This window comes from Streptomyces alanosinicus (assembly GCF_014650595.1).
Lineage (GTDB): Bacteria > Actinomycetota > Actinomycetes > Streptomycetales > Streptomycetaceae > Streptomyces > Streptomyces alanosinicus.
This window is the reverse complement of the sequence record NZ_BMVG01000085.1, coordinates 1-8168: the sequence shown is the minus strand read 5'-3', so window position 1 is coordinate 8168 and position 8168 is coordinate 1. Positions and strand designations below refer to the sequence as shown.

General features: G+C 68.9%; 7 protein-coding genes and 1 pseudogene. 4 read left to right on the top strand and 4 right to left on the bottom strand.

All coding sequences use genetic code 11. The features are described 5' to 3' along the window. Positions 1-245 precede the first annotated feature (245 nt). Positions 246-890 carry a dihydrofolate reductase family protein gene (locus IE277_RS45855; protein ID WP_189959976.1) on the top strand — a complete coding sequence of 215 codons (645 nt, stop codon included), beginning with the start codon at positions 246-248 and terminating at the stop codon, positions 888-890. An 86-nt stretch (positions 891-976) separates the two neighbouring features. Here the strand turns inward: IE277_RS45855 and ku are convergent, their stop codons facing one another. After that, a complete protein-coding gene (ku, locus tag IE277_RS45850; RefSeq protein ID WP_308433490.1) occupies positions 977-1879 on the bottom strand; it encodes a non-homologous end joining protein Ku in 903 nt (300 codons plus the stop codon). Between the two features lie 532 nt (positions 1880-2411). Further along, on the bottom strand, positions 2412-3422 hold the full coding sequence (locus IE277_RS45845) for a DNA polymerase Y family protein (protein WP_189959974.1): 1011 nt from the start codon (positions 3420-3422) through the stop codon (positions 2412-2414). A gap of 807 nt (positions 3423-4229) precedes the next feature. Between IE277_RS45845 and IE277_RS45840 the strand changes: the two genes are divergently transcribed. Further along, complete coding sequence (locus IE277_RS45840; protein ID WP_189959972.1) at positions 4230-5903, top strand: peroxidase family protein; 1674 nt, start codon at positions 4230-4232, stop codon at positions 5901-5903. Between the two features lie 125 nt (positions 5904-6028). Here the strand turns inward: IE277_RS45840 and IE277_RS45835 are convergent, their stop codons facing one another. Both IE277_RS45835 and IE277_RS48655 read right to left on the bottom strand, forming a co-directional pair. Beyond that, positions 6029-6283, bottom strand: a complete 255-nt coding sequence (locus tag IE277_RS45835) for a hexameric tyrosine-coordinated heme protein (protein WP_189959971.1) — start codon at positions 6281-6283, stop codon at positions 6029-6031. Positions 6284-6682: 399 nt separating this feature from the next. Then, a pseudogene (locus IE277_RS48655) lies at positions 6683-7090 on the bottom strand (DNA polymerase III subunit alpha); the annotation flags it as partial. 2 nt (positions 7091-7092) lie between these two features. Between IE277_RS48655 and IE277_RS45830 the strand changes: the two are divergent. After that, complete coding sequence (locus IE277_RS45830) at positions 7093-7422, top strand: AAA family ATPase (protein WP_373311020.1); 330 nt, start codon at positions 7093-7095, stop codon at positions 7420-7422. A 119-nt stretch (positions 7423-7541) separates the two neighbouring features. Continuing rightward, the coding region (locus IE277_RS45825) for a site-specific integrase (RefSeq protein ID WP_506005354.1) at positions 7542-8168 on the top strand (627 nt) is incomplete at its 3' end.

Sequence of the window (8168 nt, the reverse complement as noted above, 5' to 3'; positions counted from 1 at the left end):
CCGTCAAACGACCCGAGACACTCGTCGCTCTGCGTAATGGCCGACGATAAGGAACAAGCTCAGAACCCGTCTTTGAACCGCCGAGCCGTCCGCGTCCGTCACGGCCTCACGGCCGACGGGGCTGCTTCCTGACGCGCCTTGGAAAAAAGTTGCGGGCCGTTGTCGATCCGGCCACGTCCCGTTCGACGTCATGATGTGCGGCGCCTCGCCACACGATGACGCGACAGGACCTGACGAGGAAACACGTGGATCAACTGCTGAGAGTCATGAACTTCAACGTCTCGAGTGACGGAATCGGTGCGGGTGGGCACCAGAGTCTTGAGCGGCCATTCGGCCTCGATCATCCCGAGAGGCTGTTCGCCTGGGCCGGAGCCACGGCGAGCTGGCCCATGCGCACGGACCCCGGCGGGAGCCAGGGCCTCGACGACTACTTCACGCGAGATTTCGCACGCAACATCGGGGCCGAGATCATGGGCCGCAACAAGTTCGGGCCCCAGCGCGGGCCTTGGCAGGACCATGAGTGGCACGGCTGGTGGGGGGAGGAGCCCCCGTTCCGCACCCCGGTGTTCGTCATGACCCACCACGAGCGTCCTTCGTTCACGCTCTCCGACACCACGTTCCATTTCGTCGGCGGCGGCCCGACCGCGGTCCTCGAACAGGCGCGGGAAGCGGCACAGGGCAAGGATGTCCGACTCGGTGGCGGGGTGACCACTATCCGGCAGTTCCTTGATGCCGACCTCGTCGACACCATGCATGTGGCGGTCTCGCCGGTAAAGCTCGGCTCCGGACTACGGCTGTGGGAGTCCCCTGATGAGCTGCTCGACCGGTTCCACCTGGAGGTCGTGCCCAGCCCGAGCGGCGTGACGCACCACCTGTTCTGGCGAAGGTGACGCCAGAGCCCACTCGGGGCGGCTGAAAAGGCTGGCCGGGCGTGGACCTGGGCGGTTGTCAGCCCCGGCACGCCCCATCGGGCTGCCTAAGCGCTTTGCGGACGTCGGCCGGACGGCTTCTTCGCGGTCGTCTTCTTCGCCGTGGCCTTCTTGGCCGGCTGCTTCTTCGAGGGAGCCTTCTTCGGCAGCTTGTGCACCTCGGCCGGTCCGGCGTCCTCACCCCGGGCCGTCTTTGCCCGCTGTACGGACTCGTTCAGCGCGGCCATGAGGTCGACCAGCTGGCCGGGCGCTGCCGCGGGCTCTGGTGCCTCGGGGAGGGGCTTCTGTTCGCGTTTCGCCTCGATGATCTGGGCGATCGCCTCGGTGTATTCGTCCCGCACTCCCAGCTCGGAGAGGTCGTCGACGGTCATGGTGTCGATGAGGGCGAGCGCGCCCTCGATCTCGTCCTCGGGCACCTCGATCGGGGGCGGCAGCAGTTCCTCGGGGGAGCGGACCTCGTCGGGCCAGAGCATCAGATGCATGACCATTACGTCGCCGCGGACGCGGAGCAAGCCCAATCTCTCACGTCCGTGCCACGCCCACTTGGCGACTGCCACCCGCGAAGATCGCCGCAGGGCCTCGACCAGCAGCTTGTACGGCTTCGCCGCGACCTGCTCGGTCGCGGCCAGGTAGTAGCCGGCACCGATACGGATCGGATCGATCGATTCCAAAGGTACGAAGGTCTCGATCTCGATGGCACGCGCCGTCGGCAGCGGCAGCCGGCGAAGTTCCTCGTCGGTGATCGGGATGACCTGTGTCTTGGACACCTCGTAGCCCTTGCCGATCTCTGTCTCGTCGACGGGGCGGTCTTCCAGGCCGCAGTACTTGCGCACTCGCACCCGCGACATGTCCGCCAGGTGGTACTGGTGGAATGTGATGCTGTGGCTTTCGGTGGCGGCCTGGACAGCGACGGGTACGGTGACCAGACCGAAGCTGATCGCCCGTTCCACACGCTCCGGGGCATCGGCAGACCTCCGCGGTAGCCCCGAGCACCACCAGCCTAAGCCGCAGGACCGAGCCGCACGAGGAATGCGCTTCAGGTTCAGCCGCGCGTGCTCGTGTAGCGCACGCCCGGACCCCACCCCGCCATCACCGGAGCCATGCACCACTGGCACAGCGGACAGCCACCGCTGCCGAACTTGTGCGTCTTGCGCTGGCACCCGCGCAGAGACCGACGCGGTCACCGGGCAGGTGAGTGCGGACGGATCCGGCTCGGAGATCGGGGGAGGAGTCGTCATTGCAGCGCCTTCTTCGGGAGGTGCCGCTTACCGGCCACCATGGGCACAGAATATCGGCCACATAGGCACTTTTGTTCGATATGGCGTGCGGCGGGTGGCCTCTACGCCGACGATGCCCTGGTCGGTGTCGGGCCGGCCGTGATTGCAGATGCTGGTGCCGTCGGCGACCAGCCGCCGGGCTTCCTCGCGATCGATAGGGGCATTGCCCGCCTTCCCGCCACGTAGCGAGGCGACCGCCTCAGTCCTACTGCCGGGCTGACGGGGGACGGGAGCTGATGGCGAGGGCGGCGGGGTAGAGCATCTGGCGTCCGTAGCGGGTGCGGGCGCGATCGGCGACGGCTTCGATCGCGAGGGGCTTGTCGTCCGCCGCGTCGAGGGTGAGCTGCCGGGTGGCCCGGTCAGCGGGCCGAAGGGCGTCGGCGCGCAGCAAGATGCTGCGGACCCGGGCGCGCTGGAGGCCGAGGGAGGCATATACCCCATACGCAGTGCGGGCCAGGAGCACGGTGTGCTGGGTGGGCTCCGGCAGGGCGCGGCTGCGGCGGGTCGAGGTCAGGTCGGCGTAGTGGACGGTGCAGGTCAGGCCCGTTGCGATCTGGCCGGAGGTGCGCAGCCGCATGCCGAGGTCGTCGGCCAGGGCGAGCAGGGCGCGCCGGTGCTGGGCGGGGTCGAGTTCGTCGCGGGCGAAGTGGTGCTGGCTGCTGATACTCGCCGGTGCCGGGGCGGGGTCGACGGTCTGGGTGTCGCGCGCGTGGGCGCGCTCGTGGAGGGCCCGGCCGGCGCGGGCACCGAGAAGGCGTTGCAGGGTGAGCTGGGGAGTGTCGGCGACGTCGCCGACGGTGTGCAGGCCGTACCTGGCGAGCGTCGCAGCGGTCCTCGCGCCCACGCCGGGCAGCTCTCTCACCGGCCGGGGCCGCAGGAACGCCCCGATGGCCTCGGGGTAGTCCTCGATGACGGTGCGCTGGCCGGGCGGGGTGAGGGCGCAGGCCATCGCGGCGAGCATCCGGTTGGGTGCGCATCCCGCGGAGCTGCGCAGGCCGAGGTGGGCGAGCGCGCGCAGCTGGACCACCTCGGTCAGGCCGCGTGCGTCGCGTCGCCAGTACGGGAGCGCACCCGTGAGGTCGAGAGCGGCACTGTCCGGTTCGATCATCTGCACCCGCGGCGTGATGTCCTCCAGCAGGCGGCGCAGCCGTTCGGGAAGTTCAGGGTCGTGGTCGGCCGGGAGGTCGAAGCGGAGGTGGAGGATGTGGCGGCCCATGGTGATCACCCGGCGCTTCCGGGGTTCACCAGACGCCTCAGACTGTCTCGCCACCGCATCGGGGGCGGAGCTTTGATGCCAGGCTCCTCAATGCGGAGGAATCGGACACAGACGCTTCGTGACATTGGTGCCCACCTCCAGCTGCACGGGGAGCTCACCCGTCCCGGGACAATGTATCGAACATAATTCGAACATTGCGCCTCTTGTCAGACGCTCTGTCGTGTGACCGAGCAGCACAGTTTGCGAACGGCCAGCGCAGCTTGCGAGCCGCTGCGGCTTTGTGACCTCGGTGGAGGTGGCACGACCGACCACCACTGTTTCGGTCCGCTGCGACTTAGCGGTGATTGAGGATCGCGTGGAGCCGGCCTCTAGCGCCTCGTGCCTGTGTCGCCGTCATCATTTGGTGCGTCCCGCTGGTTCCTCTCGCCGGTAGCGGAGGCGTCCCGCATGTCGGCGGGGGTGTCGTGCATGATTCCGAACTCCACGCGGCCCTGCGGCCCCGTCAGCTGAACATGGAGCTGACCATCGACGTCCTCGACCGGATTGGCGTGTTCCTTGACGGCCGGACGGCCGTCGTTCGAGACGCGGCCGGCACCGCACCGGCCGAAGGAGGGGGTATCGGCCGCTGACGCGGCCGGGCGCGTCCGCCCCGGCTCCTCCCAGCGACGGCGGTGCTGCCCGCCCCGCCTCCGGACCGTTCGCCGCCGGGCGCGCGCGGACGTAGCGTCGAAGTAGGTGCCTTTCCGTTGAGGTCGTCGACGCCGGGGGGTCGGAGGCCGCCTACCAGCGCTTCTCGGAGGATCCGTGATGGAAGGATTCAACCCCAAGGGCAGCCGTCGCGCCGTGCCGCCGTCGGACGCGGCCGCGCCCGACGGCACCGCGAGCGCCGCCGTCGAGGGTGGCGCGGTTCAGACCGGCGGCGGCACGGCAGCGGCGCCCAATCTGCCGGTGTACCGGTCCGTGAGCGGCTACGGCAACCACCTCCACCACCCCGCGCAGGGGGCCGCTGGCTCGGTGTTCCTGCGGCGCGCCCCCGTCGGGTACGCCGACGGCGTGAGCTCTCCGGCCGGCGCCGACCGCCCGAGCGCTCGAGTGGTCAGCAACATCGTCTGCCGACAGGAGACGAGTACCCTCAACGCCCAGCGTCTGACAGACCTGACCTGGATGTGGGGGCAATTCCTCAACCACGACGTCAACCTCATCTCGGCCGCGGATCCGCTGGAGACGTTCGGCATCCCCGTGCCAGCCGACGATACTGCGTTCCCGCCGGGCAGCCAGATCCCGCTCACGCGCTCGGCCTACGATCCGTCCACCGGCACCGGACGGCGCAACCCGCGGCAGCAGCTCGACAGCTCCAACTCGTACTTCGACGGCAGCCAGGTGTACGGGCCGGACGAGGGGCGGGCCGCGGCTCTGCGGGCCGTCCAGAACCTCGGGCCAGTAGCCGTCTACACCAACGCGCTGAAGACCAGCGCCGGAGTCGACGGGCCGGTCCTTCCGCTGAACACGGCCGGACTCTTCAACCAGACGGTCGGCCCCGCGGCCGGCTTCTTCCTAGCCGGTGACGAGCGGGCCAACACCGGGTACGGGCTGATGAGCATCCATTCGCTGTTCGTCCGGGAGCACAACCGGCTGGCCGCGCTGATCGCCGCCGAACGCCCCACGGCCGACCCCGAGCAGGTATACCAGCACGCCCGCAAGTGGGTCGGTGCGCTGATCGGGTCGATCACCTTCCAGGAGTTCATCCCGGCGATCCTGGGCGCGAACGCGATTGCCCCGTATGCGGGCTACGACCCACACGTGGACCCCACCATGAGTGCCGAGTTCGCCACGTTCGGCTTCCGGTTCGGCCACTCGATGCTCTCCCCCGACTTGCTGATCGTGGACAACGACGGCAAGGTCCTGCAGACGGTGCCGCACGGCCAGGCACTGCTCAACATTGGGATCGTCAACCAGTTCGGCATCGGCCCGGTGTTCAAGGGCTTCGCGTCCCAGATCATGCAGGAGGTCGACGTCTCGGTGATCGAGGCGATGCGCAGCATCCGGCTGCCCGGCGCGCCGCCGCTGGACCTCGTGGCCGTGGACATCCAGCGGGCCCGCGACCACGGCATCCCGGACTACAACCGGTGCCGCAAGGCGTACGGACTGCCCGAGCGCCGCACGTTCGCCGAGCTGACACCGGACCCGGCGGTGCAGGCGAAGCTGAGTGCCGCGTACGGCGACATCCGTCTGGTCGATCCGCTGATCGGTGGGCTGGCTGAACCTCATGTCCCGGGCACGGCGTTCGGTCCGCTCTTCACCGCGGTCATCACCGACCAGCTCACCCGCACCCGAGCCGGCGACCGCCTTTGGTTCGAGAACGACCCGGCCCTCACACCGTCTGAGGTCGCCGCGATCAAGAGCACGAAGATGTCGGACGTAATCAAGCGGAACACGCAGATCTCGAACATCCAGGACGACGTCTTCCACCTGCCGATCTGATCCGCTTCGCGCGCGGCGGCGCAGCCCCGTCCCCTCCTGTCCCAGCTGCTGGTACTGCAACGCTCCTTGCAGTGAGGCCCGCCGTGGACTCCAGCGTCGTCGGCTTCCGGACTGACGTGCCCGCCTCAGGACCGCCAGTAGTTGTTGGCAGCCGCGATCGTCTGGAACTCGATGGCCACCACCTGCGTGGCGTGCATGAGGCTTTCCGGAGTGGTGGCGTAGTTCGGCCGGCCACCCTTCAGCACGTCCAGATCGGGCTGAATGTTGTGCACAGTGTGACGGGCCAGCGTCAGAGCCAGGGCCCGCCCCTCTTCCGGAGAACTCGTGATCAGGGAGTTGCCGGGGACCAGGACCAAGCCTTCGTCGGGTACTCGATTCATGACGCCAATGTGCCCCAGGCCTGAGCCCGGATACGCCCTGACACGCTCCACGGAGCCGAAGGAGTGACCAACCCGAGGCTGCGGGCCACACCTCCTCAAACGGGTCTTCAGGGTGCCGACCCCGCCGCACCGTTCGCCGCCGGTTCAGGAGTCCGGACATCGGACGGGGTACGGGAGCCGGGCGCCACGAACGCGGCGGCGAGGTCTAGGTGGGAGTTCATGTCCGGCTCGAACCGGCCGTAGGGTTCACGTGGGTCCAGAACAGCGGGGACCCTCAACAGGTGATCCCTCCCCCGGGAGGGCTGACTCAGTGCTGCCAAGGCCACCGAGGCGCCGACCATCGCCCGGCCGAAGGCCGCCCCGAACCTCCTGATGTCTCTGAGACATCTCACAGTCTGGAGAACCTGGACTGCGGTGGCCGAGTCGGCGCAGGTCGGCTGAGCGGGTGCTGGCGGGCTGGAGATCGGCGTACGGGTGCAGGCGGGCCCCGGCGGTGCCGTCAGCCAGGGTGCGCTGCGGGGTGACTGGCTGGGCGGGGGTGGGGGCCGGGGTGGTGTGGTCGAGGAGGTCGAGGGCGGCCTGGGGTCCGTGGTCGCGGCGGGCGGCGGCCACTTCGTCGAGGTCCCAGGCCATCTCGCCGACGACGGTGCGGCGCGGGCTGCGGGCCTCGACCTGGCCGCGTACCAGCAGCAGCCCGGAGTGGAACACGGTGTGTGCGACGTGCTCGTGGGAGTCTTCGAAGAAGGCGATGTCGACCAGTCCGGAGCCGTCCTCCAGTGTGCAGAAGATAACGCGCTTGCCGGACGGCCCTGCTCACCGCCCGGGAGAACATCACCGACGCCGTCGCCGCGAGGGCCATGATGTGCATCCACGGCGGCGCCGGCTTCGGCAAGACCCTCGCCGTCAACACCTGCCTGCGCGCACTCGAACCCGGCGAGGACGTCCGCAAGATCACCTTCCGGGCCCGTCCCACCGCCCGTGCGGTGCGCTATGAGCTGTTCACCGCACTCGATCTGGCTGGTGAACCGCCGCGCCACCCCAGCGAATTCGACCGCCTGCTGAAGGCCGCCCTGGCCGAGCGTCCCCGCACCTTCCTCGTGGACGAGGCGCAGTGGCTCAACGGGGAGGCGTGTGGATGAGGGGGTTGTCTGTCAGGTGGGGGTTGCTTTTCTTCGGGTGTCTCGTTGATGGCTTCGGTGGCACGCGCCTGATTCAGGTGCTGCCTTAATCGAGGGGCATTGCGAGAAGGTGGTGGAGCGTGGGGGAGAGGCCTCTTCTTCGGCTGCTCGAGGGCGGACTCAGCGGCCTGACGCCCGATGACGGGCAGGCGCTGGATGTGTGGGCTTTCCAGGCGCGCTGCGCGCAGGCGTTCGTTTCGACCTGGGTGTCACGCGGCTTCTCTGCCACGACGATCGCCTGCTACACGGCGCTGCTGGAGCGGGTGCTGGACCGTTTCGAGCGGCCGGTGTGGCAGATCGAGCCCGCTGAAGTGGATGCGATGCTGCACGCGCTGATGCTGGCTGGCCGGGCTGCGGGGACCAGGCGTCAGTATCTGCAGATGCTGCGCACGTTCCACGGCTTTGTCCGGGACCGCTACGCGGCCGAGATCCGGGCCCTGTACGGCGTCGGGGTGGGTGATCCGGTGGACCGGTTCAACCGGCTGCGGCATGTCTGGGACGACACGCCCTGTCGGTTGCCGCCGGCGGCTGAGCGCTTGACGGCGTTCTTCGCCTTCGCCCGTGCCCGCCTCGCAACCACGTCGGACTATCCGGCCGCGGCACGGGACTACGCACTGCTGCGGACCTTGTACCACTCGGCGCCGCGTGTGAGCGAGGTCGTCCGCCTCGACACGTGTGATGTCCATCCCGGACTCGGCTCCTCGGGC

Bases quoted from the DNA above. Each gene is read 5' to 3' on its own strand.
- IE277_RS45845 (WP_189959974.1), bottom strand. From the start codon at position 3,422: ATGGGCCGCCACATCCTCCACCTCCGCTTCGACCTCCCGGCCGACCAC.
- IE277_RS45840 (WP_189959972.1), top strand. From the start codon at position 4,230: ATGGAAGGATTCAACCCCAAGGGCAGCCGTCGCGCCGTGCCGCCGTCG.
- IE277_RS45835 (WP_189959971.1), bottom strand. From the start codon at position 6,283: ATGAATCGAGTACCCGACGAAGGCTTGGTCCTGGTCCCCGGCAACTCC.